General features: G+C 61.6%; 18 protein-coding genes. 7 read left to right on the forward strand and 11 right to left on the reverse strand.

Translation table 11 applies throughout. From position 1 onward, the window contains the following. Window positions 1-11 precede the first annotated feature (11 nt). A complete protein-coding gene (locus tag UP09_RS38065) occupies window positions 12-584 on the reverse strand; it encodes a hypothetical protein (RefSeq protein ID WP_044537393.1) in 573 nt (190 codons plus the stop codon). A 788-nt stretch (window positions 585-1372) separates the two neighbouring features. On the opposite strand from UP09_RS38065, the gene UP09_RS07335 reads away from it, so the two are divergent. The 4 genes from UP09_RS07335 to UP09_RS07350 are packed head-to-tail and all read left to right on the forward strand — an operon-like array spanning window position 1373 to window position 6163. Beyond that, window positions 1373-2584 (forward strand): acyltransferase family protein, encoded by a 1212-nt coding sequence (locus tag UP09_RS07335; protein ID WP_044537395.1) that lies wholly within the window; start codon window positions 1373-1375, stop codon window positions 2582-2584. Window positions 2585-2594: 10 nt separating this feature from the next. Next, entirely contained in the window at window positions 2595-3944 is a 1350-nt protein-coding gene (locus tag UP09_RS07340) for a hypothetical protein (protein ID WP_044537434.1), read from the forward strand. 21 nt (window positions 3945-3965) lie between these two features. Beyond that, window positions 3966-5072 carry an acyltransferase family protein gene (locus UP09_RS07345; protein WP_044537396.1) on the forward strand — a complete coding sequence of 369 codons (1107 nt, stop codon included), beginning with the start codon at window positions 3966-3968 and terminating at the stop codon, window positions 5070-5072. Further along, window positions 5069-6163 (forward strand): acyltransferase family protein, encoded by a 1095-nt coding sequence (locus UP09_RS07350; protein ID WP_044537397.1) that lies wholly within the window; start codon window positions 5069-5071, stop codon window positions 6161-6163. The genes UP09_RS07345 and UP09_RS07350 overlap by 4 nt, the downstream gene beginning before the upstream one ends. Window positions 6164-6187: 24 nt before the next feature. Here the strand turns inward: UP09_RS07350 and UP09_RS07355 are convergent, their stop codons facing one another. From UP09_RS07355 to UP09_RS07365, 3 genes are all read right to left on the reverse strand, one after another. After that, window positions 6188-7324: a glycosyltransferase family 4 protein gene (locus UP09_RS07355; protein WP_044537398.1), complete on the reverse strand. Its 1137-nt coding sequence runs from the start codon at window positions 7322-7324 to the stop codon at window positions 6188-6190. A 131-nt stretch (window positions 7325-7455) separates the two neighbouring features. Next, window positions 7456-8931 (reverse strand): lipopolysaccharide biosynthesis protein, encoded by a 1476-nt coding sequence (locus UP09_RS07360; protein WP_082070021.1) that lies wholly within the window; start codon window positions 8929-8931, stop codon window positions 7456-7458. A 322-nt stretch (window positions 8932-9253) separates the two neighbouring features. Beyond that, entirely contained in the window at window positions 9254-10084 is an 831-nt protein-coding gene (locus tag UP09_RS07365) for a polysaccharide pyruvyl transferase family protein (RefSeq protein WP_052832994.1), read from the reverse strand. 137 nt (window positions 10085-10221) lie between these two features. On the opposite strand from UP09_RS07365, the gene UP09_RS07370 reads away from it, so the two are divergent. Further along, a complete protein-coding gene (locus UP09_RS07370; RefSeq protein WP_052832995.1) occupies window positions 10222-11688 on the forward strand; it encodes a lipopolysaccharide biosynthesis protein in 1467 nt (488 codons plus the stop codon). Between the two features lie 21 nt (window positions 11689-11709). Here the strand turns inward: UP09_RS07370 and UP09_RS07375 are convergent, their stop codons facing one another. From UP09_RS07375 to UP09_RS07385, 3 genes are all read right to left on the reverse strand, one after another. Continuing rightward, window positions 11710-12861, reverse strand: a complete 1152-nt coding sequence (locus tag UP09_RS07375) for an acyltransferase family protein (RefSeq protein ID WP_245301783.1) — start codon at window positions 12859-12861, stop codon at window positions 11710-11712. Between the two features lie 289 nt (window positions 12862-13150). Continuing rightward, on the reverse strand, window positions 13151-17566 hold the full coding sequence (locus tag UP09_RS07380) for a hypothetical protein (RefSeq protein WP_044537399.1): 4416 nt from the start codon (window positions 17564-17566) through the stop codon (window positions 13151-13153). A gap of 702 nt (window positions 17567-18268) precedes the next feature. Beyond that, window positions 18269-19513 carry a hypothetical protein gene (locus UP09_RS07385; RefSeq protein WP_349643908.1) on the reverse strand — a complete coding sequence of 415 codons (1245 nt, stop codon included), beginning with the start codon at window positions 19511-19513 and terminating at the stop codon, window positions 18269-18271. A gap of 69 nt (window positions 19514-19582) precedes the next feature. Between UP09_RS07385 and UP09_RS38730 the strand changes: the two genes are divergently transcribed. After that, window positions 19583-19711: a hypothetical protein gene (locus UP09_RS38730; RefSeq protein WP_283805993.1), complete on the forward strand. Its 129-nt coding sequence runs from the start codon at window positions 19583-19585 to the stop codon at window positions 19709-19711. Between the two features lie 4 nt (window positions 19712-19715). On the opposite strand, the gene UP09_RS07390 is transcribed toward UP09_RS38730, so the two are convergent. The 4 genes from UP09_RS07390 to UP09_RS07405 all read right to left on the reverse strand — a co-directional run bounded on the left by UP09_RS07390 (window position 19716) and on the right by UP09_RS07405 (window position 25057). Continuing rightward, on the reverse strand, window positions 19716-20939 hold the full coding sequence (locus tag UP09_RS07390; RefSeq protein ID WP_044537401.1) for a glycosyltransferase family 4 protein: 1224 nt from the start codon (window positions 20937-20939) through the stop codon (window positions 19716-19718). Window positions 20940-21003: 64 nt separating this feature from the next. Further along, window positions 21004-22365 carry a glycoside hydrolase 5 family protein gene (locus tag UP09_RS07395; protein WP_245301788.1) on the reverse strand — a complete coding sequence of 454 codons (1362 nt, stop codon included), beginning with the start codon at window positions 22363-22365 and terminating at the stop codon, window positions 21004-21006. Between the two features lie 92 nt (window positions 22366-22457). After that, complete coding sequence (locus UP09_RS07400; protein WP_245301790.1) at window positions 22458-23624, reverse strand: glycosyltransferase; 1167 nt, start codon at window positions 23622-23624, stop codon at window positions 22458-22460. Between the two features lie 341 nt (window positions 23625-23965). Continuing rightward, a complete protein-coding gene (locus UP09_RS07405; protein ID WP_044537402.1) occupies window positions 23966-25057 on the reverse strand; it encodes a glycosyltransferase family 4 protein in 1092 nt (363 codons plus the stop codon). Window positions 25058-25531: 474 nt separating this feature from the next. Here UP09_RS07405 and UP09_RS07410 point away from each other — a divergent pair. Next, on the forward strand, window positions 25532-26790 hold a 1259-nt coding region (locus tag UP09_RS07410; RefSeq protein WP_044536917.1), incomplete at its 3' end, for a mannose-1-phosphate guanylyltransferase/mannose-6-phosphate isomerase.

Consider the following 26790-nt stretch of genomic DNA (forward strand, 5'->3'; position numbering starts at 1 on the left):
GCATTCGCTGGCTATTTCGGGATCGGTATCGGCTTGAACGGGTCGGCGATCTCGGTTCTCCACTGTCCCGACATCAAGCCGTCGCCGGCGGGGGCTTTTTTGTTGTCGCCCGGCTTTGCGAGCTGAGGCGACTGATCCTCGCCGGCGGTGTAATATCCCTTCGCTACGGCAAGGTCGTCGATTCGCTGTGCGAATGCGGCGAGCTTGCGTGCCGCGCTGGGCTTCGTCGTCGTGCATCGCATCTCTGCAATTCGCAGCGCCGCGCCGATCGCCGATCGTTCGTCAGACGTCGCCTCCGCAATCAACGTTCGCACGGGGGGCAGCAAATCCGGATTGGTGACCAGATAGCCAGCAAGCCGGTTCTTCAACTTGTCCTTGTCGTTGCTCGCGCTTTCTAGCAGGAGGATCGGGGTTTTGGCGAACGTATCGAGATCGAGCTTGGCCGCCCGCTCGGAGAAGTCGACGCATTGCGCACGGCTCGGACCGATCGTCAGGCCGAACAGCGCCACGCAGATCACGAGCAACGCGAGCCGTCGGTCCGCTCCGGCGTATCTCAAGCGTTGCATCATCGGCGTCTCGCTCATTCAGGTTTCCCAACGTCAGTGGTAGTTTCACAACGTTGACGGGCAACTGTGTCAATTTTTGTGCGGCGCAATAGCATCTCTCAGAATCTTGCAACCAGCGCATCTGAAAACCAACCAGAGCGTCTGAAAACCCGATCGCCTCGGCCTTGCGTTATCTGTCATCGTGTGAAGTCGAAAAATTGAGCAGCATGCGCATCCGGCGCGATGCGGCTGGCGATGAACTGGTGCCGACCACGCGAGCCGATGCCGAGTGTGGCGCCATCGTGCTGAGTATGACGCCATCGTGACGAAAGACTGACGCGTGGTGTCGATTCGAGACACTCAGCTCTTGCCCGACGATTGCAGCGGTCAATCTATCAATGCGTAAAATACGAGCAGCACAGCGCGCGGTGATCGCATTCCGCGATTCGTGTACTGTTGTTAGAGTCGATCATTGGTCGCTGCGAATGTGAAGAGCATGCAACGAAGTTGTGTCGGAGTGCCGCTGCTTTGCCGCAATCGTACAAGCGACATCGGTCGCAATTTGACCGAGACGAGTTCCGTTGAAAGCGATCTGCCAACCTTATCGGCAATTCGTCGCCACTTTCCCAAGCGCATCGTCCAATTTTCGATCAGACGATTCGCGATCGCGGCCGGCAAATCGGTGCGTCACCAAACAAATGACGCCGCGTCATCAAATTGCCGCTTCTAGCAATGCATCACATAGGCGTACCGCGCTGCGGCGCCGAAAGGGCGGGGCAGGCCCATGCGAGACCGTGGCAAATGCAGAAACCGTCGGGAATGTTGTTGTGACGCAGCCGGTTCATCGTGAGAAAACCCATGTCCTGGCGCTTGACAGCATTCGAGGGATCGCCGCGATCTCGGTGGTGATTCATCACCTCATCCTGATGCCGACGTTCCTTGCGGCGTTTCCGCACAATGCGTGGATCAACTGGTCGTTCTTCCGCAGCGCGTGGCTGTTGGTCGATCTGTTCTTTGTGCTCAGCGGCATCGTGATGTCGTTGAGCTTGCAGGGGGAGTTCGGGCAGTTCTCGCTGCGCGATTTCATGGTGCGGCGGCTGGCGCGTGTCTATCCGCTGCACGTCGTCATGCTGTTCGCCAGTCTGCTGTTCCGCCTGCTGCGCATCGGCCTGGTGACGGCCGGCCTTGTCGTGGCGGTGCCGGCGGCATTCGAGGTCAACAACGCCTATTCGTTCGTGCTCAACCTGTTCCTGCTGCACTCGATGGGCTTCATCGATTATCTGAGCTGGAATGCGCCGAGCTGGAGCATCAGCGTCGAATTCTACACCTATCTGGTGTTCGGCCTCGTGGTGCTGTTCGCGCAGCGGTTGCGTTCGCCGCGATGGCTTTATCTCGGCGCGGCGCTGCTGGTGGCCGGAAGCTGGCTCGTGATCGTGTTTGTGCTGCAGAAGAAGAGCCTCGGCCTGCAGACCGATTTCGGAATCCTGCGCTGCTTCACCAGCTTCTTCCTCGGTGTTCTCACGGTGAAGGTGGTCGATGGGCTGCCGCGCAAAATCAGCCCGGCCCTGCAGGGGGCCCTGCAGTTCGCCGCGATGATCGCGAGCGTCGTCGTGGTGGCGCTGGTCGAAGCTTACCCGGCGGTCAGTTTCATCGCGCCGCTGACCTTCGCGATCTTCCTCGGGTCGCTGCTGGCGTTCCCAGACGCGGCGCTGGTCCCGCGGATGCTCGTGGCAAGGCCGCTGGTCTGGCTCGGACGCCGCTCCTATTCGGTCTACATGGTTCACGCGCTGGTGGTGCTGTTCGCCGAATATTTCGTGCGCGCCGTCGGCGCACGGTCGATCAACGCGCTCGATTCGATCTATGCGGGGCTGCCCGCGACGCTGAACCTCGTGATCTCGCTTGCGGCCGTGCTCGTCGTGTCGAACTACACTTACCTCTACGTGGAAGTTCCCGGCGGCAAGTTCGTCAGGCAGCTGTTCCGCAGCCGCCGGGTCGAATTCTCCGCGTCGCCGGCGGCGTCCGCGCGGCCGTCGAATTGAGGTGGGAAACGTGACAGCCATCGCCCAGCGTCAACCAGCAGGGCCGATCAGCCTCAACATCGAGGCGATCGCGCTCGCAGTCTATCTGGTTCGCGACGCGTTCGGCGGCGCGATGCGCTATTACACCAGCATCACGCACCTCGACGCATTGTGGTACGTCCCCGACGGCATCGCGATGCTGTGCCTCGTTCAGTTCATCACCCATTGCATCATACGGAACCGCAGCGTCCTGGCGACGCTGGTGCTGATCCAGATCGCGCTCTCGGTCGTGCTTGGGTACTTCATGCTCGGTACGGCCAATGCCGCAATCTCGTCGTTCAAGATGATGCTTCCGGTGTTCGTCGGATTCTGCTTCTGCGATGCGAACCTTGGCACCTACAAGAAGCTGCTCTCGGTTGTTGCCGTGACCTTTTATCTGTCTGTTATCGGGATCTTCCTGACCAAGTACTTCCCGATGCCCTGGATCGGCTTCAAGTATGAATCGTTCGGAGCAACACGTGAGGCGGGCAGGTTGTGGTGGGCTTATGGCGGCGACGACCAGCGGCTGATGGGTTTTGCAGCTGATAACACCATGGCGGCGTTCTTTACCCTCATTTCGTTCACGCTGACCTCGATCCGCAAGAGCACCCGTTGGTGCCTGTTCTTCGGGGCGATCGCCCTCTACGCGATCAAGCTGACCACGAGCAAGACCACGATGATCGTGCTCGCGCTCTACCTGATCCTGCTGGTGTTCGTGCGCATGCTGCCGGAGCGATCGCGCTTTCCAGCGATCAAGAAAATTGCGCTGTGGTCGTTCCTCTCGATCCTGGTGCCCTTCTTCCTGATTCTGGCGGCATCGGGCACCGTGGCAGTTCCGCGGACCACGATGTTCAGCATTCTGGACCGCATCAACAACAGCTGGCAGCTGCCGTTCGTCTATATGAGCCAGCTGATGCCGGTCGGGCTCCTGACCGGATGCGGCGCGGGCTGCTTCAACTATCCGCAGAAGCTGTTCTCGCCGCTCGCGTCCTACTGGGTGCCGGTCGATAATTTCTACATCGGGACCTACCTGATGTTCGGACTTCCTTTCGTCGTATTCATGCTGATGGTGATCCGAGCGACCTTCGCGGTCACCGATGTCTACAAACTGTCGCTGATTTTCGTGGTCAACCTCTTCACGATCACGGTTCTCAACTACGGCCCCGCGACCGGCCTTCTGGTCATCGCGCTGAGCTTCAGCGAGGTATTCTCGCGGCGGGCGGCATCGTCCGCGCGCGTTGTCGATGCCGTCGCAGCGGGCCGCCCGCGCCGGGTCCAGGCATTTGGGGCGCAGTCGGGCTTGAGCGATTTCGGCGGCGAATTGCCCAGGCCCGCGCGCTAGGCCGAACAAGGGGACGACGCGATGCATAAACGGCTTGCATTCATCGATACGCTGCGTGGCATTGCCGTGATGGCGGTCCTGCTGCAGCACGCGCTCGAGGTGATTGTGCAGAACCACCCGACGGGCGAGTATTACTGGGCCTTTCACGATGCCATCGGGTATTACATCAATTTCGGCCGCTTCGGGGTCGTGCTGTTCTTCTTCGTCAGCGGCTTCGTCATCCCGTTCAGTTTTCCCGACAGCGCGACGCCGATCCGCGACTTCACGATCAGCCGGTTCTTCCGCCTCTACCCGGCCTACTGGACGTCGATCCTGATCGGGCTGGTCACGATGCCGCTGCTCGACGGTAAGACCTATCCGCTGTCGCAGATTCTCGTGAACGTGACGATGTTCCAGACCTTCGTGAACGTGCCGAACCTCTGGATCATCTACTGGACGCTGGCCATCGAGCTCATCTTCTATGTCGGCTGTACCGCGCTGTTCGCGATGGGGTTGTTGAAGCGGCCCCTGACCGCGGTCTACATCGTCGTTGCGGCGTCGCTGGTCTGCACCATCGGCGCAATCGCGATCGAGAATCGGCTGCTTTGGTCGCTGATGGAGGTCGCGCTGAATCTGACCGCGATGTTCCTCGGCAAGGTCGTCCGCGACACCGTGATCGGCGGAAAGCTGCGCTGGCAGCACGTCGCCGGCTGCATGCTGCTGTACTGCATCTTCGCGGCCACGCTGTCGTACAAGCGGTTCGGCGGCGTCTATCACGAGAACTTCTTCTACAGCTATTCGATCGGTTCCGCCTACATTCTTGCCGGCCTGCTGTTCGTCCTGTTCGCGTCGTTCGGCGAGCGGATGGCGTGGCGCCCGATGGCCTTCGTCGGTGTGATCAGCTACTCGGTCTACCTGATGTCGCCATTCGTCATCGTCTGGGTCCATCACGGAATGAGCGTCGGCGAGGGGCCGCTGGGCTGGGCGCTGTTCGTGGCCGTGATCGTCGCGGCTTCGATCCTGACGAGCTGGGTGACGTACACGTTTGTGGAAAAGCCCTGCGTCGCCTTCGGCCATCGGTTCCGATCGCAGCGCGGACGACCGGTGGTGCTTGAACCGGCTTTGAGCAGTCAGGGCGCCGCCGAGTGACGACGGTCGCGGTTCCGCCGGGCGCGAGGGACGTTGGATCGTTCGTGCCGTCGGTGCAGGGACTCCGTGGCATCGCCGCGCTCAGCGTGCTGATGGACCATTTCTACGACATGCCGAAGGGCGGCGTGTACGACATCCCGAACCCGGGCTTCCTGCCGCCGCTGTGGCCATGGCTGCAATCCGTCATCAACGTCGGCGGACACGGCGTCGAGCTGTTCTTCATGATCAGCGGGTTCCTGATCCCGGCCAGCCTGGTGCGGCACGGCTCGCTGCCAAAATTCTTCTTCGACCGGGTGTTGCGCATCATGCCGGTCTTCGTCGTACTGCATCTGGCGCTGTTCGTGATCGGGCCGATCATCGGCTACAAGTTCTTTCGCGGCATCGACGTCGGCAGCTATCTCGGCATATTCTTTGCCAACCTGTTCTTTGTGCAGGATGCACTCGGGTTGCCGATCGCCCAGCAGAATGCCTGGACGCTGACCTATGAGTGGGCGTTCTACATCTGGTTTGCGCTCAGCTTTGCGGCTCTGCAGGTCGGCGGCAGGCTGCTGGCGGCGCCGCTGGTCCTGCTCGGGCTTGCCTGCGTGTTGCACTGGCCGATCACGGCGTTCTTCTGCATCGGCATGCTGTTCAGCGCGGTCGACTTCCGGATCAATATCCCCGGGCGTACCGGCCTCGTTTTAGGCCTGATCTGCGGCGCGGCGATGTATGCTAGTCTGGTGCTGTTCCATCCGTTCGTCGGCCTGCTCCCGGGTTTCCTGCTGTTCGGCATGGTGCTGGCGCGCGGCTCGGGCATCGGCAACGCGCTGGGCACGCCGGCGCTGCAATATGTCGGCAAGATCAGCTACAGCCTCTATCTCGTGCATCCCTTCGTGCTTTTTCCGCTGCAGGTGATCGGGCTGAAGCTCGTTGCGATCGGCGTCGACCGATGGCTGCTGTGGTCGGCCTTCATCTTGCTGGGGCTGGTCATGTCGCTGGCGGCAAGCGCGATCAGCTATGAGCTGATCGAGGTGCGGCTACGGCGGTGGCTGGATAACGCCTTTCGCGGCTGGCTGTTTCGTCCGCTCGGCAAGGTCGAGCATTCCGTGTGACCACGCGCGGCGCGGCCGTGGTGCTCAGGCCGCGACCCCGGCGAGCCTTCGATAGGTCGAAACCAGATGGTCCGCGATATGATCCCAGTTCAGTGATCCCGTCGCCGTCTGCCGCGCGCCGTCGCCAAGCGTTGCCGCGAGCGACGTCGAGGTGAGAACGCGCTCCAGCGCATCCGCGAGCGCCGTGGCGTCGCCGGGCGGCACCAGCAGGCCGTTGACCCCGTCGGTGACGACGTCGGGAATGCCGCCGGTTGCGCTCGCGACGACCGGGCGCCGGTTGCCGAATGCAGAGGCGAGCACGCCGCTTTGCGTAGCATCCTTGTAGGGCAGGGCGACAACCGCGGCGGATTGGAACAGCGTGCTGGTGTCCGCGGGCGAGATATAGGCATTGATGGCCTCGATCGTCGGCATCGCGCCCATGCGTGCGCCGAGCCGTGTCATTTCGGGCCCGCGGCCGGCGACGACGGCGCGGTGCTGCACGCCGCGTTTGGCCAGCAGGTCAACGGCGTCGAGGAAGACGTCGAGCCCCTTGTAGGCCCACATGCGGCCGAAGAAGAGGACCCGTCCGGCGATCGGCTCGACCGGCGTGGCATTGGCCGGCGGCACCATCAGCACGCCGTGCATGGAGGAGGTGATGCCGCCCCTGAAGTCAGGTGAAGCGCGGCGGAAATCCGCGATGCAGCTCTCGCCGTGCAATGTGACATGTACCGCGGCGGCGCGCATCCTGGTGCGTAGCCGCTCCTCGCTCGAGTTCGTGCCCGAACCGCCCTCCGTATGCGGAATGGCGTCGTGGACCGTAAGAACCTGCGGAATATCGGAGACGCGCAGCAGGTCCATGAGTGCGGCGGTATAGTATTCGGGACATTCGTGGCAATGCACGATGTCGGGTCGAAAGGCGATCACGTCCCGGAAGGAGTTCGGCAGGCCAATCGCGCCGAAGCGGCGCAAGCTGAGATCGCGGATCCGGGTATCGAACACCGCCGGCGCCGCAATCGCGGATAATTCCCATTGCTGGTTCGCGTCCTTGCGGTTGAGCACCAGGCGGACGTCGCAGTGGCGCGCCAATCCGGCGGCGAGCCGATACGAATACTCGGAAAAATGCGGCGCATAGATTGCGATCCGTAGACGTCGTTTCGCGTGAACTGCCCTGGTTCCGTGCACTGGTTGCTCTGGACGATCGTTCTGTTGACGTACTGCGACCCCAGCAACGGTCCGATCTGCAGGTCGCCAAGACTGGCTACTCGCAGAAATAAACACCGAACACGGCCGAATTCAGGCTCGCGCTGATCGCATCACCTGCCGATGAAACCTGGCACGTACCGCCGGATCTCGCCGCGGCTGACCGGGAACAGCGAAACGATCAGGAAGGACACCGCGTAGGACGTGCAGAAGCAGGCGACGAGGTCGGGCAGGGCGTCGACCGATTGTGCCAGCAGCCAGCAATGCAGCAGATAGGCGGCCGCCACCGAGGCAATTGCGCCGGTCAGATGTGGCCCGACCACTTTCATGACGTCAGGATGACGCACCGGGCCGCTTCGTCCGACCAGCCACCACAGGATCGGCGTGCGAACACACTCGCTGATCGAATATGCGGTCGCGACGCCGATCGGGCCGAACGGCAGCCCGCAGACGAAGGCGAGAACCGACGTGGAGGCGCCGAAGAAGCCCCAGCGCATGTATTCCCTGGTGCGGCCCTGACTGAGGAACAGCCAGTTGGCGGGACTGTTGGTGGTCTGCAGCAGGCCGGCGACGCTCAGGCCGATGAAGATCGGCGTCACCTCCGTCCACTGCGGACCGAGCAAGGTTTCGACGAGTGTGTCCGCTGATGCGATCATGAACGCAACGCCCGGCAGCACGATGAGGAAAGCCGGCAACACCGCGCGGCGGAACGCGTCCCGGTAACGCTCGGGTTCCTGCAGAAGGTTCGACAGCGTCGGGAGCATGATCCGAACCATCGGATTGGTGACCTGCTGCAGCGGAAGCAGCAATAGTCGGTAGGCGCGGTTGTAGGCGCCGAGCGACGCTGCGCCCCAGACTTTGCCGATCAGCACGCCATCCGTGTTGCGGGAGAGAAATTCCGCAAAGTTGAAGCCGGTCACGCCCATGCCGAAATTCAGCATGTCGCGTGCGCCCTTGATCGAGCCGGGTCTCGACGGTAGCCATCCCGAGCTCAACCACGCGCCAGCTGCGAGCACCACGCCGGATGCCAGGCTGCCGGCGAGGATCGCCCAGTAGCTGTGATAGACGAACGCCGTCACGATCGACGTCAGAAGTCCGGCCAGCGCGGCCGCGGATTCCAGGCCTGCCAGCGTCCAGAATCTCATCTGCCGCGTCAGCAGCGACAAATGCTGCACGTCTGCGCCGCTGAGCAGCAGCGTGAGACTCATGCCCGACGTCAGCGCCGCGAGATTGGGATCGCCGTAGAACATGGCGATCAACGGCGACAGCAGCACCTGGGTGAGCGCCAGCAGCGCACCGACCGAAAGATTGATCCAGAACAGCGAGCTCAGGTCGCTCTGGGTCAGCTCGTCCTTCTGCACCGTTGCGTGCCCCAGGCCCAGATCCTGAAATAGCACCGCAAAGGCAAGCACCGGCGAGGCCATCGCGTAGGTGCCGAAGTCGCTGGGCGTCAGCAGGCGCGAGAGCATGATGACCGAGCCAGCCTGCGTCCCGACGCGCACGAGTTGGGTGGCGACCGCAGCGAGAGCGCCCTTCCGCATATTCCGGGACTGTTCGTCCTCGGAGAAACGCATGTTGAGTTCGGTCAAGATCGGATTCTCCGAAAGTAAAATGACGGAGTGTTCAAGCGCTGTCTGAAAATCGAGCGGTCAATCCACTCACACAGTATCGATTCAACATATGCGTCGTACGCCTCAAACAAGTTGCGACTGATCAAGGGTCCTTCGAAATGCAGATCATCGCGAGTCCGCAGTGACGACTATGCGCCGCTACGTGTCATTTGAATGGCGTCAATCAATTGCGCTCGCGACAAATTACAGAGGCGCAAGCGATGAGATGAGAAGCAAATGGCCAAGTTTTGTTCAAAACAATGGACTTAGTTCGGATACGTTCCAACCTGTCAGGTTCGTGTCAGCTTCTGCTCCAGAGATCGACGGGAAATGAATCGATCAGGGTCTGGTGATTAAAATCCGGGCGAGCAACGCCGCCCATCTCTTTGCCTTGTTCGATGCTCGATGCGAACTCGACGGCGAAGCGTCCGGTCCCTTCGTAGTAGTCGCGATACTTGAATTCGGCTTCGGCGTTGCTCAGCCTGACGTAGCGCGCGGGGATGCCATATGCCTCGGCGATGATGATTCCGTGCAGCGAGCTCGCCAGCACGAACTCCGCTTCGAGGATGGCCTCGATGCGGCGATTCCACGACCCGAGCGGCGAGATGATGTTCGCGGCGTTCGGATCGAACATGCGGATGTCATGTAGATTGGGCACGAACGCCCACGGCGTCTTCGGACGAAGTTGGAAGCGGCCGGGAAACAGATGAGGCATCAGCAGCGCCGGATCGCCGAACACGTCGGGCACGGAGAGTCCGCGGCGGCGTAGAATCTCCCGGGTGCGCGGACCGCGGACCGAGCGCACGTCGAGATGGTTGACCGAGGGATGCAGGTCCTCCTGGCCGGCGCGGCCGTTCAGTCCGGAGCCCCAGATAACGTCTCCGTTGCGCGCGTAGTGCAGGATCGATCCGATCGAGAGCATGCGCGCGCTGCGCGCGGCTTCGTCCGCGCGGGTGTAACCGAATTGCCGAAGGCATTGATCGACCACCACGGCGGAGAGGAAATCGCCGAAATTTATCGTACCGTCATCAGGCTCCCAGTAGAACAATTCGACATGCGGATATGGAAGCCGATACGAATAGTCATAGCCGAGCTTCCTGATCAATTTTCGGAAGTCGTGTCGAAAGTTCATGCGGTGTTGAATCCCAGATGCTAAGGTACGGATAGTGTCATTCGCGCGTTGAAGCAAGGCGACCGTTCGTCGTATCTGCGCGCTGCAGTTGAGAGTTTGAGGCCGCCTGTGTCCCGAAATTTCCGGCAAGTTCGACATTGAACCGGCAGATTCCCTTCAAGCCGCGCTCGATCGTCTCGGGCGTGATCTGGTCCACGATCGACTCCGCCGTCGGGCAGGCGCTGACCCTCGCCATCTACGTCATCATGGCGCGGCTGCTGTCGCCGCAGATTCTCGGCATTGTGGCGACCGGTGCGCTGGCGCTGGATTTCTGCCGCTCCGTGCTGATCGAAAGTATCGCGGTGGCGGTACAGGCCCGCGCACAGCCAAGGGATGAGGACTACAGCGCCTCGTTCTGGCTGATCGCAGCCCTCTCGCTGCTGGCGGCCGCATTGTTGTTCGCCTCGAGCAACGCGCTGGAACGATATTCCGGGCTGCAGGACCTGTCGCTCGTCCTGAAGGGCTTTAGCGTCGTGGTCGCGGTGCAGGGCCTGTCGCGCACGCATGAGGCCTGGCTGACGCGCAACCAGCTGTTCCGCTCGCTGGCGATGCGCTCGATGCTCTCGATCTCGATCGGCGGTGCTGTTGGCATCGCCCTGGCAAGCCAGGGATACGGCGTGCTTGCGCTGGTCGGCCAGCTGGTCACGACGTCGCTGACATCGCTGGTCAGCCTCTGGTCGCTGACGCCGTGGCGTCCGGGCTTCAGCTTCAGCCGGAAGACCGCCTACGACCTGCTGAGCTATGCGCGGTATGTGGCGTTGACGGGGGTCACCAATTTCGCCAACTCCAATTCCGACCTGATCTTCGTCACCTGGTACACCGGCGCGGCGGGAGCTGGACTCTATAGCCTCGCCAAGCGGCTCGTGAATGCCGTCAGCACCGTGATCGGTACGGCGCTGAACCGGGTGTTCTTCTCCACCATCGCAGGCCTGCAGCACGACCGCGAGGCATCGGGCGCCACGCTGCTCGACTTCGTGATGTACACCTCGCTGCTGACGGCGCCGATCTTCGCGGGCATCGCCGCGCTGTCGCCCGACCTGATCCAGGCGTTCTTCGGCGCCAAATGGCTGGAAGCGGCGCCGCTGCTGTCGATCATGTCGGTGACGGGATTTCTGACCACCATCGGGCTCTACAACCACTCGGTGATCCTGGCGTTCGGCAAGCCGCACTGGCAGACTTGGCTGACCTTCATCTATGCAGTGTCGAACATTGCGATCTTCTTCATCGCTGCGCCGTTCGGACTGATCGCCATCGCGGTGGGCTATGTGGTCCGGGCGCTGCTGCTGTATCCGTTGTCGGCCGGCGCCTCGATCCGCATCCTGGCGTTCCCGGTGCGGCGATATGCTGCCGCCTTGATGCCGGCATTGACAGGCTCCGCCGTGATGGCGGCCGCGGTCGTCACGGTGTCGCTGGCGTTGCCGCCGCTGTCGCCCTGGCTGCGGCTTGCGATGCTCACGGCGCTCGGCGCGATCGTCTATCTCGCGTTCGTCTTCGTCGTGGCGCGGCCCGCGGTCCTGCAGGTGTGGCATCAGGTCATGAGCCGGATCAGGCGCTCCGCCACCTGAGGAAAGCGGAGAGGCCGCCATCTAGCGCGCGCTTGCGGTCTGTCCGCGCTCGGCGAGATCGAGAACCTTACCGCTGCCGGGACGGAGTTCGCCTGAGGTCTTGACGTCGACGCGCTTGGCGGGCGCAAGACGGTTGATCAGCTTGCGTGCCGGGTTCTCGACATAGACGTAGGTGATGTCGGCTGCGGTCGTGAGGACGACGCAGCAGCCGAGCGCGAACAGCGGAAATGCACCCGGTTGCAGGCCGAGATAGCTCCAGGCCGGCTTGAACAGCAGAATGAGCAGCAATTCGTGCAGCATGTAGATGGCGTAAGAGGTGTTGCCGAGGCGGCCGAGCCAGGCCGATCCTGGAAACCGCTTGAATGCGCTTTCGCCGACCGCGGTAAACAGGATGGCGAGCGAGAACAGGATGATCGCGAGATCCGGCTTGGCGAAGACATTGAGGATCAGCACGGAGAGCAGGAACAGCGCGATACCGGCGATCGCAACCGGCTTGCTGCGGTAGGGGCCGGACAGCTTGAACAGGACCGTGAGCAGGATGCCGTTCAGGAAGCTCGGCAGGGCGCGCAGCATGCCGTAGTCGAAATTGGCGCCATACATCTGCGAGCGCTCCGCCCAGATCGGCAGCCAGGCATGGGCCAGGATTCCGTAAGCGGCAGCCACGATGATCGCGAGCACGATTGGGCGGACCGAGGCCGCGAGCAGCATCAGCAGCGGGAACAGCAAATAGCAGAACAGTTCGGCACTGATCGACCATGCCGGCGTGTTGAAGCTCAAATGGTCGGTGACGCCCCAAGCCTGGACCAGGAACAGATTGTAGAGGAAGTCGGCGAGACCCGAATGCGCCGTCGGGCCGGCGATCCCGAACGCCACCAGGCCCGCGAACGCCAGCAGCGTGAGCAGATGCAGCGGATAGATCCGCGCGATGCGGCGGACCATGAAGCGGCCGTAGGCGCGGATACCGGTCGACGTCGCCGGATAGGAGTAGGAGATCACGAAGCCGGACAGGATGAAGAACATGTCTACGAACAGGCCGTAGGAGCCGTTCCAGGCCGGCGAGATGCCCTGGTCGATGTTCTTCAGGTGAAAGATGAAGACGCCGAGTGCGGCGACGAACCGGTAGAAATCGAGGACGACGAATCGTCTTGGCTCACTGGCTTTCATGTCGGGCATCAAGTCTCTGGCGGCGGACGTTATTCTTTAGAGATGGATTGTGACACAAGTGCGCGGGCCGCGGTCGGCGTAGCGCAAATGACGGTGAGACGCCAACGGCGCGGGGCTGCGGACCCGATCGTCCGCACGACGCTATGGGTCAATGCGCGCGAAATAAAGAATGTTTATCGCGCTGTTTGCGCCTCTCAACGAGGCAAGCGCCTAATGTTTGACCGGATGATCGGGGCGCGGCTGTGCCGTTCCCGATCATCCGCAATGTTGATTCACTGTCGCCAACAATTTGCCGTGTTCAGACGAAGAGGAAGTCGTGGCTGGTGAGGCTGGCGACGGTGGTGTTCTTCAGCAGGATCGAATCGCTGGCCGAGATCGTGACCATCACGTCGGTGCCGGATTGCGCGATCTGCAGGTGGCTGTAGTCGGCGACCAGCGCCTTGGAGATCTCGACCGTGTCGTGGTTGGTGGCGTCGCCGGCGTGGAAGTTGAGCACCTGGTCATGGCCGTGATCGAACAGCACGGTGGTGGTTCCCGGTGCCGTTGAGAAGGTGTCGTTGCCGTTGCCGCCCTCCAACGTGAGTCCGGCGGCCACGGCGGTGACGGTGTGTACGCCGCTGGCATTCACATCATCGAAGTACTGCAGCTGATTCGACGCATTGTAGTTCTCGTGCTGGGTTACGCCCGACTGGCCGTTGAAATTGAACAAGAAGACATCCTTCGAACCGTCGGCGTTGTTGTCGGTCTCCTGGGTCTTGTTGCCGATGCCGTCGTAGTTGTCGGTGACCTTGCTGCCGTCACTGTTGATGACCTGCATGTAGTCGAGCGTGCCGTCGGCATGGGTCCGGTCGATTTCCGTGAGAGTGCCGGCTGCGTTGAGATGCTGATGCTGTGTGGTGTAGGACTGGCCGGTGATGTTGAAGCTGTAATTGTCCTGGGTGCCGTCGGCGTTGTGGATAAAGGCCGCGGTCTTCACGCCGCTGGTGTATGTCGTCGTCGAATCGTAGCCGTCCGCTTTCTGCACCACCTCGCTGGTGATGGTGCCGGTTGCGCTGTATTGGTCGGTGGTCTTGGTGCCGTCGCTGGTCTGCACCAGCTGGAAGGCGAGGCTGCCGTCGGCATGGGTGCGCACGATGCTGTCGAGGAACCCGGTCGTGTCGTAGCTGTCGTGCTCGCTGGTGTAGGTCTGGCCGGTGATGTTGGTGAGGAAGACATCCCGCGAACCGTCGGCATGGTAGTCGGTCTCAGTCGTCTTGACGCCGGTCGCATTGTAGTTGGTAACGACACTGCTGCCGTCGGTATTGACGACTTGCGTGTAGTCGAGCGAGCCGTCGGCATGCTCGCGGTCCACTTCGGTGACTTTGCCGGTCGCATCGAGATGCTGGTGCTGCGTGGTGTAGGTCTGGCCGGTGATGTGGTAGCTGTAATTGTCCTGGGTTTGGTCGGCATTGGTGATGAAGGCGCTCATCATCAGGCCGGCGCTGTAGAGCGTCGTCGAGCTGTAGCCGTTCGCCTTCTGCAGCGTCTCGCTGGTGAGATTGCCCGTGGCATCGTACCAGTCTGTGGTCTTGGTGCCGTCGATCGTCTGCGCCAGCTTGAAGGCGGGGCTGCCGTCGGCGTGGCTGCGGACCAGCGTGGTGAGGAAGCCGGTCGCGTCGTAGCTGTCCTCCTCGGTCGTGTAGGTCTGCCCGCTGATGTTGAAGAGGAAGACGTCCCTCGAACCGTCGGCGTGGTAGTCGGTCTCGGTGGTTTTCACACCTGACGCGTTGTAGTTGACGACAACGCTGCTGCCGTCCGGATTGATGACCTGGGTGTAGTCGAGCGAACCGTCGGCATGGGTCCGTTCCACGGCGGTCACCTTGCCCGATGCATCGATGTGCTGATGCTGCGTGGTGTAGCTCTGGCCGGTAACGTTGTAGCTGTAATTGTCCTGGCTGCCGTCGGCATTGTGGATGTAGGCCGCGGTCTTCACACCGTTGGTGTAAACCGTCGTGGAGTTGTAGCCGTTCGCCATCTGCACCACTTCGCTGGTGAGATTGCCCGTGGCGTCATACCAGTCGGTGGTCTTGGTGCCGTCGGTCGTCTGCACCAGTTTGAAGGCGAGGCTGCCGTCGGCATGGCGGCGCACCAGTTCGGTGAGGAAGCCGGTCGCGTCGTAGATGTCGTGCTCGGTCGTATAGGCTTGGCCGGTGATGTTGTAGGTGTAGACGTCCTTCGAGCCGCCGGCGTGATAGTCGGTCTCCGACATCTTGACGCCGGTCGCGTTGTAATATGCGACCGCGCTGCTGCCGTCAGGATTGATGACCTGGGTGTAGTCGAGCGAGCCGTCGGCATGGGTGCGGGTTACGGCCGTGACCTTTCCGGACGCATCGACGTGCTGATGCAGCGTGGTATAGCTCTGGCCGGTGATGTTGTAACTGTAATTGTCCTGGCTGCCGTCGGCATTGTGGATGTAGGCCGCCGTCTTCACGCCGCTGGTGTAGACCGTCGTGGAGTTGTAGCCATTGGCCATCTGCACGACCTCGCTGGTCAGTACGCCCTTGGCGTCGTACCAGTCGGTGGTCTTGGTGCCGCTCTCGGTCTGGACCAGCTTGAAGGCGAGGCTGCCGTCGGCATGCCGGCGCGCTATCGTGGTGAGAAAGCCGGTCGCGTCGTAGATGTCATGCTCGGTCGTGTAGGTCTGAGCGGTGATGTTGGAGGTATAGACGTCCTTGGAACCGTCGGCGTGATAGTCGGTTTCAACCTGCTTGACGCCCGTGGCGCTGTAGGTGGTGATGACGCTGCCGCCGTCGCTGTTGTAGACCTGTGTGGAGGCGAGCGAGCCGTCGGCATGGGTGCGGGTCACGGAGGTGACCTTGCCACTCGGGTCGACGTGCTGGACCTGCGTCGTGTAGCTCTGGCCGGTGATATTGTAGGTGGTGTTGTCCTGGCTGCCGTCGGCGTTCTTGACATAGGCTTGGGTCTTCACACCATTGGTGTAGAGCGTGGTGGAGTAGCCGCCGCTCGGCGTCTGCACGACTTCGCTGGTGACGCCGCCGCTGGCATTATAAGTGTCGGTGGTCCGGGTTCCATCAGCGGCAACGTGGATGAAGGTGGTCTTCACCCCCGCGGAATAGCCGATGGTGTCCTTGGAGCCGTCGGTATAGGTGATGTTGGTCGTGATCGGCTGGCCGCTGCTGTTCAGGCCTGTGTTCGCCGTCGAGAGCAGATTTCCGGTCGAGCCGTAGGTGAGGGTAGTCGTCCAGTTGGAGGCGGTATTGGTCACCGAGAAGGAATAGCCACCCTGGATCGTCGCCAGCGCCTTGCCGTAGTGCGAGATGATGTAGTTCATCGTCGACGCTGAGGCGACCGGCAGGATGTGGGTATCCGTGAGCGTGATGGACTTCAGTGTGCTTGAGTCGTTGAGATCCGAAAGCTGCGCCACGATCCCCGCGGCGGTGCCGCTGACCTCGGTCGGGCTCGGCGTCGTCACCGGGGTGGTGTCAGGTGCATCGATCTCGATGATGATGGGATGGTCGCTGACCGGAATGGTGATGGTGCTGACGTCGGTATAGGTCGCGATGGCCGTGGTTCCGGTCAGCGTGTCGTAGACCTTGACCGAGTGGTGCACGCTGCCGAGGTTGACCGTGACGGTCTGCGTCGGGTTCGAGATCTCGGTATCGGTCGAGCCGTTCCAGAGTTGTGGCTCAGCCCATACCACCAGATCGTAGGTGCCGTTGCTCTTGCCGAGCACCATGCTCTCGCCGGTGGCCGGCATGTTGCTCAGCGAATAGTTCAGCGCAGCAGTCGGCTGATGGCCGCCGGTGCCGTCGTCGGCGAGGATCGTCGTCAAATTGTGGATGGCGGTCGCCGCCAGCTTCGGGGTCCCGTCGGAATTGAACAGGCCGAACTTGTCTTCTGGATTGGTGTCGCTCGTGCTCGAGTTCTGGTCGAGCAACTCGTAGAGATATGTCGAGGACACGCCGGCCTTGTAGGCATCGACCAGGGTGTTGAGGATGGATTTCGCCTGCACGGTCTGATCGACGCCGAGATACTGCGTGTTGGCCTGGGTGGTGTAGCCGGTCTCGGTAATCACCACGGGCTTGTCGGGCGCAGCCGACTCCACCGCGCTTAGCGTTGCCGCAATTGAGCTTTCCGGATTGCTGCCGGTGCTGACATAGGCATGGGCGTTGGTGTAGTCGGTCGAACCAGACATGTCGCCAAGCTGGCTGTACCCCGCCGGATCGTTGTATGCGAGCGAGAGGTTGTAGACGGCGACGCCGGACAAGGAGCCGTCAGCCTTCACGGCCTGATAAAGCGCGTTCTGGAACTCGGCGGCCGCGGTGAGGCTCGAACTGCCGTTGTAGGAGAACGGCTGGTGATTGGCTTCGTTGAGCCCTTCGATGGCGGTGATGCTGCCCGGATGGCTCGCGACGAACTTGTCCAGCGATACCAGGTAATTCTGCAGTCCGGTGCTGCCCGAGGAGGGCAGCGCGGACGACACGATGAAGTCGAACTTGTAGCCGGCGGCCGCCAGGCCGTCGACGACGGGTTGTGCCGCCGGACTCGTCGCCATCGCGTCACGCAGGTGCGTGACGCCGAGATACTCCAGATCGTCGGTCATCAGCGCGAGGTCGTTGTAACCGCCCCACCCGAAGCCTGCATGAGTGTTGACGCCGATGGAGTTGATGAAGCCGTTTGCGGAGAGAACGGTCTGGTCGGTCGATGTCGACATTGCACACTCGAGTTGGAGGGCGAACGCAATTGTCCGCTGGCTTAGTGGTGAACCTTCTACGTTGCGTATGAATTTCAGATAAAAATCGAAGCAAGCGAGGCGGGTGTCGAAGTTCCTCCGTGGAAACTGCTCACCCTTCGTCGTCGCGCGATGACTCGCTTCATGCAGAAGCACGATGGCGCGACGAAGGCGCTTTCGAAAACTTCTTCGGTTTGCCGAAAATCTGCGCACGTTGCGTGCGAATTGATCCGAGCAACGGCTGCGCTTGCGAGAGTCCTATCGGGATTTCGCGACATGCGGGTGATGCACGCGCAAACATTGTGCGAATCATTTGCGATTCGGTGTTTGCCGCGAATGCGCTTCCGCAATTCCACGGATAGACGAATTGCCAAGAGTCGGCTGGAGAAATTCTCAGCCGAGATCTTCGTGTTCAGTAGATCGATTCTTCTCTCCCATCGATTCTTCTCTCTCGACGACGCCGTCGTTCAAACGGGCGCCATATTTCAATACAAGTCATAGTTGTATTGATCGGGCAGCCAGGCAAGAAACGGGTGTGCTGCTGTCGTGCGGCGTTCACAGCGGTGCCGATTTGTCGAACGCTGCCGTGCAATCGTGGCGCACCGCATCTGCACGATCGGGGATGACGGTTCCGTCGACGGAACCGCACGGTCGCGTGCGCAAGTCAGAGAGCGTCGACCATCGTCAATCGCGTCGGGCCAGCATCAGGAAATCGCCCCGCCAGGCGACCAGCGCGGTTGCGGTCGCGGCGAGAGCGAGTTTGCCTGCAAGCCAGGCGGGCGGGAGCGAGGGCAGGACGGCGAGTGAACCGATCAGGATGCCTGCCACGGCCGCCTCGATGGTGAGCCCCCAGCGCAAGATGGCGTGGAACCTGATGGTCGGACCGAGCGCAAGCAGGATCGCGAGAGCGGTTACGGCCGACGCGCAGGCGACTGTGCCGGTCGGCGAAACGCCCGTGGCGCTTGCAATTGCCGAACCTGTCACAACAATAACAAGTTGTCCCGCGGCGACGGCAACAAGCCGTGGCGCGAGTTTCTCCAGATGCGGAACCACCGCGAGCGTCGCTTGTAGGTGGGTGTGCAGGAAACAGAACAGGGCGACGATCGGTGCGGTCGCCAGAAAGCCGTCCAGGCTTGGTTGCGGCAGCAGGATGCGGCCTGCGTCCGGTATGAAGCCGATCAGCCCTCCGAGTAGCACGATGGTCGCGCAGATCATGAAGTCGAACATCTGCCCGGTCGATCGACGTGCCTTTGCGTCGCTGCCGTGTTCGAAATCCCGAACCACGTCTGGATAGCTGACTGTATGGATCGCCGCGTTGAGAACCCAGAATGGGCGTTGCAGCAGATCGAGCGCGATCGAGAAGCCGGCGCCGGCGCCGGTCGCGCCCAGCCGGCTGATCACGATGAAGCGGAGCATCACCGGCACCGACAGATGAATGACGGAAGCGCCCGCGGCGAGCATGCCGTACCGGCAGAATTCGGCCCAGTGTGCCAGCATGGTCCGAAGCGACACGGCCTGCAACGGCGCGCGATGAGCGATCACGCCGACGAGCAGGACGGCCGCATGGCCGGCGGCGATTCCCAGCAGCGTGGCCTGTGCCGTCCCCGCGACGAGCGCGCCGGTGACCGCCCCGGCGAGCAGGGCAGTCGCCCGCACCGCCATGAGGATCGATGCCGTGCCGAGCCGGTCGGAGAGGCGAACGGCCAGGAAATACAAATCGGTGGCGCCCTGAAGCACCGCAACTCCAAGTCCAACCGCAACAACGCCTGGCGCGAGCGCACTGATCAGAGAAGCGCTGCTTCCGACGGCAACGAGCGCGATCGCGCTGAAGAATCCAGCGGCGAACAGCGATGTGCGCAACCGCGCCGCCTCGGCTTCCCCGGCCGCCGCCAGGAAGCGCAGGCCGGCCAGTTGCAACCATTCGAACATCAGCACGCAGAGCAGCTGGCTTGACGCCAGCGCGAGCGAGAAGTTGGTGTAGTCGGCGGCGGGTAGCAGATGACTGATCGCGAAGATCAGGACGATCGCAAGGAGGCTTTGATAGACGTAGCCGGCAATGGCGAAGAGACGGATCATGTCGGCTCTGAAGGTGCTTCGCTGGAGATGCCGGGCGGCCGGTCGAGATGAGACGTCAGCCGGCGCGCAACGACATGACGGGTCTCGCTTCGCGCAACCGCTCGTACAACTTCCTGTAGTCGGCCACGACGTCGGCAAACGTCCATTTGTTCTTGGCATTGGCGAGCCGCTCGCTGATCTCAACGATCTTCCGCGGATCCGCTGCGATTGAGCGCATGCTTTCCGCCAGCGATTCCGGATCGGCGTCGGTCAGCCAGCCCGTGACCCCATGCTCGATCGCTTCCGGCATGCCCCCGAAGCGGGTTCCAAGTAGTGGCCGCCCGGCAGCCTTGGCATCGGCGACCACGAGGGGCCCCGGATCGTGCCAAATCGACGGCGCAACCACGACATCGACCTCCCGGTAGAAATCGTCGGGAGCGACGAAGCCCATGAACTCGACACGCGCATCCGGCGCGAGGGCCTTGAGGCGCTGCTGCTCAGGTTCGCTGACACGGCCTGCGATCAATGTTCGGAAGCGGTCGCGCGGCAGGAGGGCGAGCGCGCGCATCAGGTTCTCGATGCCCTTCTCTTCGGTGAGACGGCCGATGAATCCGAACGTGACCTCGGTGGTGCAGAGGGGGCGGGGGTAGGGGGCGCTCGGCGGCGCCGTTGAGGCATTATGGATGACGGTACGTATGGGCGTATCGGCGAACAGCCCGAGATCGGTATGAATGGAAAGGACGCGTTCGCTGACGCCGACCACAGCGCTGAGCCAGTGCGTGGCGCGCTTGCGGTGGTAGGTCAGGAGCTCGCAGCTCGGGCAGGTATGTTCGCAGACGCGGCCCTTTGTGAATCGCGAACAGCGCGGACACGTCAGGTAATAGTCGTGGATGGTGTGAATAACGGGAATGCCGTGCTGGGCTGCAACACGCCAGATGCCGGTTGTCAGTCCGGACAGGTTGTTGGAATGCAGCACGTCAGGCTTGAAGGCGGCGATTCGTTGCGAGATCATCGGCGCGAAGATCTGCCAATCCTCGACACTGTGCCAGAGGCTGCGCAGGGCGACATTCTTCTGTTCGGTGAACGGCAAATAGACATTCTGCACCGGGGCGGAATAGATGCTGATGCCGTTGCACTGCTCGGGTTCTTGATCGGGCCCGGTTGCTGCGCGGATGACTTCGACCTCGTCGCCATGTGCGCTAAGGTCTTCGGCGAACCGGCGGGCGAAGATTTCGGCGCCGCCGACGAGTTTCGGCGCTTTCGGTGTCGGGTAGAGTGAGGATGTCAAAAGGATTTTCATTGTCAATCTCGCTTGAAAGTGCGGCCTACGCCTGAACCCCAGATACAAACCCATTCATCGGCAGCTACCGGGCCGGCCGTATTTCAAGATCGGGAACGGTACCGCCAACCGCGGTAATCAGAAGAGGTGTGCTCGAAACTGGCATCCATGCGCCGGAGGCGGGTTGGGCGGACGCGTCGCAGGGCGCCTCAAACGTCGCATGTGGTGCGTCGGCCTTCAGCCGTGCCTCGTAGCGCCGGTTTGGGTCCTCCGACCAGACGGCGACCTTGTCCCCGGCGGCACTTGAAGCCCGGACGGCAACGACGTCGTCGGACAATTTCCTGGAGTCCGCCCTGGTGCTCGAACGAATGAAGGCCCACGCGCCGCGAACCGCGCACGCCGCAGGCTTGGGGCTGTTGTCGAAATGGAACAGGCCGAAATTGTCTTCAAGCTCCGACGGATTTTTTCCGCTGTCCTTCAGTTCGTAGAAGGATATTCCCTTGAGCCAGGACGACGCCGTCGACGCCCACAGGATCAGCTGAGCCATATTGTCGGCTTGTAGCTGTTCGCTGACGCCGCACTTGGCGGTTGTTGTGGGCCAGCCGGTCTCGGTGACATAGATCGGAAAATCCGGATTGCCGCTGGCCTGTGTCACGAGGCGGCGAAATGCCTGCAGTCGATCGATGATCTCGGCCGAGGTTCGTCGGGTCGGTGCCATGCAGAAGTTGTAGAGATGGACTGATATACCGTCGGCGTATTGCAGGATTCCGGTCTGGAGCATCTGCTGGGTCCACGCCCAACCCGGATCGTCGGCGATTGCACCGATGACGAAAGGCGCGTCCGGCGCGGCACGCTTCACCGCCGGCCGAGTGGCTTTTGCGAGCGCCAGATAGTTTTCCGCGGAGAAGGCAGGGTCTTTCTTCGCCGCGCCATTCCATTCGTTCCAGAGCTCGAACACCGGCCGCTGCTGCGCGACCGACTGTGCCGCTGCTGCCGCGTATTCCGCGAACCGTCGTCGCGCCTCGTCGGTCGTCGGTGGCATCGAGTTCGGTACGAGATGATGGCCGAACGCGAGAATCAGGAATGGGCGAGCGACGCCGGATGTGATCTGGCTTTCCAGCCTGCCGAGCTGCGGGCTGAATCCCATCCGTCGACCTGGCAGTTCGAAATCCGACCACGGGAAATCGTCGCGGAACGCAGTCAGACCAAGTTGCTTGATCTGGCCGATATTGACTGACGGCACATAACCCCGCGTGCTGACCGGGCCGCCCAACCCCTGATGCGTGCCGACCCCCAGGACGAATCGGCCGTCCAGCGGCCGTTGACCATCGGCTTTTGCCGCCTGCGGGGAGATGTTGAGAGCCAGGATAATCGCGACAATCCAGGATCCACCCCATTTCCGGGATGACCCAACGATTTCCCCAATCGTATCCATATCGGTCAGCAAGCTTGCACCGTTCTCCCAGCGCTTCAAAATCCGGTACCGCGTCCCGCGCGACGTGCGTCCCGAAGGTCGCTGCATTGCCTCGTGCGCCGAAGTCACAAGGTGTTGGGTAGATTGGACTGCAATTCGGCCTGTTCTTTCGAACGAGCCCGATCGCCCTGCAGGACGTCGATGTAAACCTCGTGCAGGTTGCGGTGCGTCTTTTCGACGTCATAGAGCTGCCTGAATCGATCGTGGCCGCGCCGACCGAGCACGCCGAGGTCCAGCTCGAGCAATCGTTTGAAGCCTTCGACAAGCTGGGCGGTTGAGACCGGTTCGCAAAGCACGCCCGTAACGCCGTCCTCTACAATCTCCGGCAGGGCACCGATACGAAACGCGAGGATTGGCTTTTCCGCGCGCATCGCCTCCAGGGCGACGAGGCCAAAGCCCTCCCATCGCGAGGGAATAACGACGATATCGGCCGCGTCGAGCTGGGCCTCGATCTGTTGCCGATTCAGCCAGCCGAGCAGGGAAACATTGGAAGGGACTTTTGACCCGTCAAATTTGCCGATCACGGCTGCGCCGACGATACGAACATCCAGCACGTCTTCGAGTGATCGCGCAGCGTCAACCAGCAAATCGTAGCCCTTTTGTCGGTCCAGTCGACCGATGAACAGCACCTTCGTCTTCGTTGAGGGCCAACTCGCTGCGATCGCCTTCGGCAACGGGCGGTTCCTCGAGATGCCATTGTGCACAAGGCTTAGGCGATCGGGCGCAATGCCGGCGCGTGTGGCCTCGTTGTGTTCATCGCCGGAGATGCAGATGATTCGATCGGACGTGCGAGCCAGGAGATTTTCGATGGCCTTCGTAACTTGATGGCTGAGCCTGCTCGTCTCGCGAGAGAATGCCCAACCATGCGGACAGTAAATGACGCGTGGTCTCCGGGACCTCAAGGCAAGGGCGGGGCGAAGCACGAGACCGGCGAAAGAGGAGTGGAGGTGGACGATGTCGGGTTGCATGACGTCGATCGCCTGCAATGTCGCGCGCAGCATCTGGAACAGACCCGATACGCTGCGTCCCGAGCGGTCGAACGTGGTGATTTCGGCATCTTCAATGCCGACGAGATCATCCCGATGATCTGAAGGCACCACATAGTGAACGTTGCCGGCGCCGAAACTCGCGCGCTGCTGAGGATGGAGCTCGTTCAGATAGCTCGCAATGCCGCCCCGGACCGTCTCAGCGACATGTAGAATCTTAATCGGTGGTGTTGTGAGACCTGACACAGTTGATCCTTCGCAAGGCCGAAGTCGACACGATTAAAGTGCATTGCGATGAGAAGCAATATTGTGGCCGCGATGTGGTGTTCTTGGGCCATCAACGTTTGCCCCACCATTCACGACATGTTCGCGAAGCGATAGCTGATCACACCGACTTTTGAATGCGCGGTCGCAGTGATGAATTCGTGCGCATGATTTTGTTCGACATCGAGGCAGACTTCCGAATCGAGAATCTGCCGATGCGGTTAGAATTCATCAATTCAATCGAAGATAGTTGCGACTGATCAGGGGATTGGCGCCCTGTTGAACCCAGCGTCACATATCTGTTGCGCGCGTAAGCCGCTCGTTCAGCGCTCTCTCTGCACCGATAAAAACTGCAGCAGGCATTCTGCAGACTTTCGCCACGAAAACGCCGCGATGCGATCGAGCTGCCTGGTCCGCTCGTCGTCGGCGATTGCACCTGCTGCCAATCTTTCGAGCATGCGTTGACGCAATTCGTCGGCATTGGTGGCATCGAAATAGGCAGCGGCGTCGCCGCAGGTTTCGCGAACCGCATCGGCGGTCGATGCGATGACCGGACATCCGAACAGCATCGCTTCAAGCGGTGGAACACCGAAACCTTCGTAGAGGCTCGGAAAAACAAAGGCCAGCGCACGTGCATAGAGCGCCGCGATCTCACCGTCACTCAACCGCCCTGCGAGAATCAGGCCTGGATCCGCCACACTTGTCTTGCTCTGGAACACTTTGTTGTTGTCGCCTCCGACGACGACCAGTGGAACGTCGGGACGTTCCAGCATTCGCGCCGCCTCGATCGCCAACGAGATATTTTTGTTCTTGGTCATGGAGCCGACAGAAAGAAAATATCGGTGAGGCGTTAGACCGAGGCGATCGAGGATCGTGAAATCAGGCTTTGTGGCCGCAAAATGTTCTGCGCTGTTCGAGAAGACCGGAATCTGGGGTGCGGACAAATTGAGCACGGCTGCGAGTTCGCGGCGCGAGAAATCGGACACCGTTGCGATCATGGCGCGGCGAGCGAGCAGCCGATCGAGGGTGCGATGGACTGCCAGATAGCGCCAGTTGAAGAAATCGGGCCGACGAAACACCTGTGCGTCGTGAATGACCACAAGCTGATCGGAATGAAGCACCGGGCCAGAATTCGCGAGGCTAATCAGGCGGCCGCCCGCCGCGGCGCGCGCAAGATCCACCTGATCCCACGCGTGACCGCTCAACCTCCCGACGTTGCGAACCTTTATCGCATTCAGCGCAAGCGTTTCGCTCGCATCGATGGGGGCAAGAATGGTCCACTCCGCGTTACGAAGCGGCGCGGACACCTCGCCCGATGCCAAAAGACTATCCATCGCCTTGACGATTTCGGCGGCATAGCGCTGAACACCTGTCAGCTTCTGTGAGAGAAAGCGGCCGTTGATGAAGATCTTCAAGTCGTGGCCTCATCGGGATGGGTGCATTGAGAAGCACATCGCTCCCGCGCGATCAATCGTCATTGGTGCATGAGGCGTTTTCGATGCACAGCTGGTGCGTGAAATTTGATCAGCATGTCTCATCGATTCACCAAATTGTTGTCGTGAGGGCATGCAACCGAACAGATTCTGTGCGCTGCCAGACAATTGTTGTGGCCATGGTGCGCAGGTTGCGCCTGAATGTTCATCAAATTGATCATGTTCAGCATCGGGATCTTTGCATGGATCGGGCCACAATGTTGGGGGGCAGAGAGCAGGCATAAGGCACAGAAATATGACGGAAGGAGAATGCCGTGCGATTGTCCTCGTTCGGTCACTTTCACACGGATGAAGTGGTTGGCGTCTATTGGCAAAGGCGAGCGGCTGAACGCGGTGTCATTGCGTTGGCACCGTTCTTGCTGAACAAGCATCACGATCACGACAGGATTTGAGGCGATGGATCGACGAATAATCCCCCTGATCATGTGCGGCGGCGCCGGCACGCGGCTGTGGCCGGCCTCGCGCGAGGTGCATCCGAAGCAGTTCCTGTCGCTGTTCGGGACGCGCTCGACCTTCCAGGAGACGCTGCTGCGGGTTTCGGACGCGGCGGTGTTCGAGCGCCCGATCGTGATCACCAACGAGGCCTACCGCTTCATGGTGCTGGAGCAACTGGCCGAGATCGGCCGCGAGGCCGATGTGCTCCTGGAGCCGATGCGGCGCGATTCAGGTCCCGCGATCGCGGCCGGTGCGGCGTTCGCGCAAAGCCGCGACCAGGATGCGATCGTGCTGGCGCTCGCCGCCGATCATCTGGTGCGCGACACCGATGCTTTCGTGGCCGCCTGCCGCGCAGGACTGGTGGCCGCGGAAGCGGGCCGCATCGTGACCTTCGGCGTCAAGCCGGAGCGGCCTGCCACCGAATATGGCTATATCAATCCGGGCGAGGTTGTCGCCGGTGAGGTGCGCGCGGTCGCAAAATTCGTCGAGAAGCCGGATGCGGCGACCGCGGCCAGTTATATCGATGCCGGCTATCTCTGGAACAGCGGCAACTTCATGTTCCGCGCCGCCATGCTGCTTGACGAATACCGCAACGTCGATGCGGATAGCATTGCCTCGGTCGAAGAGTCGGTTGCGAAGGCCGGGCACGACCTCGGCTTCGTCAAGCTCGATGCGGCGGCCTTTGCCGCGGCGAAAGCGATCTCGATCGATTATGCCGTGATGGAGAAGACGGCGCATGCGGCAGTGGTGCCGGTGGCGTGCGGCTGGTCGGACATCGGCTCATGGCGCCAGGTCTGGGAACTCTCGGACAAGGACAGCCAGGGCAATGCGGCGCGCGGTGCCGCGGTGTTCGAGGATTCCCGCAACTGCAACGTGACGACCGACCGCGCGCTGGTGGCGCTCGAAGGCGTCGACGACCTCGTCGTGGTGGCGACCCAGGACGCCGTGCTGGTGTCGCGGCAGCAGGACGCCAATGGACTGAAGCGGCTGGTCGCCAAACTGAAGGTGACGGCGCCAGAAGTCACCGAGAGCCACGTCAAGGTGCATCGTCCCTGGGGCTCCTACCAGTCGGTCGACAATGGCGACCGCCACCAGGTCAAGCGCATCATCGTCAAGCCAGGCGGACGGCTGTCGCTGCAGAAGCATCACCACCGCTCCGAGCACTGGATCGTGGTGCGCGGCACCGCGCAGGTGACCGTCAACGAGCTGGTCAAGACCGT

This window comes from Bradyrhizobium sp. LTSP885 (assembly GCF_000938305.1).
Taxonomy (GTDB): Bacteria; Pseudomonadota; Alphaproteobacteria; order Rhizobiales; family Xanthobacteraceae; genus Bradyrhizobium.